Below are 1,628 nucleotides of genomic sequence, written 5' to 3'. Positions count from 1 at the left end.
TTCCGTCCCCTCGGACTCCCGATGACACCGTTCCAGCTGATCGACCTCGTCGGATGGAAGGTCGCCGCCCACGTGCAGGACACGATGGCCACGGCTTTCCCGGACCGCTTCTACGCGTCGGAGAACTTCCACGAGCTCGCCGCGCTCGATCGCGTTGTCGAGAAGGACAAGGCGGGACGGGTCACCGGGTGGTCCAAGGATGCGGAGAAGGTCCTGAAGGGCGCCGTCGGCGACTCCCCGTCGACCGAGGACGAGATCCTCCGACGGGTCCAGGACGGTCTGGCGCAGGAGATCTTCATCATGCTCGAGCAAGGGGTCGTCCCCGAGGTCGAGGACATCGACCTCTGTCTGATCCTCGGGGCGGGCTGGCCCTTCATCGACGGCGGCGCATCCCCGTACCTCGACCGCGAAGGAGCGTCCGAGCGCGTCTTCGGAGACAGCTTCCACCACCCGAAGATCGTCGGTATCGCCGGCTGAGATCACCGCGAAGAGCCCGCCGACCGTGCCAGGTCGGCGGGCTCTTCGTCTCAGTCCTCGTCGCTCCGGCCTGCGAGATCGGGGATGTCGTCAGTCACGGGCTCGCCCGCACCGCGGGCGATGGGCAGGCGTGTGCCCAGCACCTGGGCGACCACGTCCTGCGCGATCTTCGCGGCGGTGAGCCCGGCATCGCGCAGGATCTCCTCACGACCGGCGTGATCGATGAACTCGTCGGGGACCCCGAGCTCGTCCACCGCCGTATCGACCCCGGACTCGCGAAGCACCTGACGGACGCGCGTGCCGATGCCTCCGACGCGGATGCCGTCCTCGATCGTGATCACGAGCCGATGCGTCGCCGCGAGGTCGATCACCGAACGCTGCACGGGGATCGCCCACCGCGGGTCGATCACGGTCGAGCCGATCCCCTGCGCCCGCAGACGCTCGGCGACCTGCACGGCGACGTGTGCCATCGGGCCGATCCCGACCAGCAGCACATCCTGCTCGTCGATGCGGGCGAGCACGTCGACGCCGTCCGCGAGCCGTTCGAGAGCAGGCAGGTCCGGTGCCACCGCACCCTTGGGGAACCTGACCACGGTCGGCGCGTCCTCGACGGTCAGCGCTTCACGGAACTCTTCACGGAGGCGCTCCGCGTCTCGCGGCACCGCGATGCGGATGTGCGGAACGATCTGCAGCATCGCGAGATCCCAGATGCCGTGGTGGCTGGGCCCATCGGGGCCGGTCACCCCCGCCCGGTCCAGCACGAACGTCACACCCGCTCTGTGGAGTCCGACATCCATCAGCATCTGATCGAACGCCCGGTTCATGAAGGTCGCGTAGATGGCCACGACAGGGTGCAGCCCGCCGTAGGCGAGGCCGGCGGCCGAGGCGACGGCGTGCTGCTCGGCGATGCCGACGTCGTACACGCGATCGGGGAACCGCTGCGAGAACGGCAGCAGGCCGGTCGGCCGCAGCATGGCCGCGGTCATCGCGATGACGTCGTCGCGCTCGCCACCGACGTCGACCAGCTCGCGGGAGAACACATCGGTCCACGTGCCGCCGGCGCTGCCGATGGTCTCGCCGGTGATCGGATCGATCCTGCCGACCGCGTGGAACTGATCGGCTTCGTCTTCGACCGCGGGCCGGAACCCGCG

Annotated in this window: 2 protein-coding genes; one reads left to right on the top strand and one right to left on the bottom strand. The window is 69.1% G+C overall.

Annotated elements, in window-relative coordinates; translation table 11 throughout:
- The coding region (locus B4E30_RS09570) for a 3-hydroxyacyl-CoA dehydrogenase family protein (RefSeq protein WP_286795030.1) at positions 1-477 on the top strand (477 nt) is incomplete at its 5' end.
- A 50-nt stretch (positions 478-527) separates the two neighbouring features.
- On the opposite strand, the gene B4E30_RS09565 is transcribed toward B4E30_RS09570, so the two are convergent.
- Positions 528-1,628, bottom strand: a 1,101-nt coding sequence (locus B4E30_RS09565; protein ID WP_286795029.1) for a transketolase C-terminal domain-containing protein, incomplete at its 5' end; no start/stop codon positions are given.

This window comes from Microbacterium sp. UBA3394, assembly GCF_002358725.1.
In the GTDB taxonomy this organism is placed as follows: domain Bacteria; phylum Actinomycetota; class Actinomycetes; order Actinomycetales; family Microbacteriaceae; genus Microbacterium; species Microbacterium luteum.
This window is presented reverse-complemented; position numbering and strand designations above follow the sequence as displayed.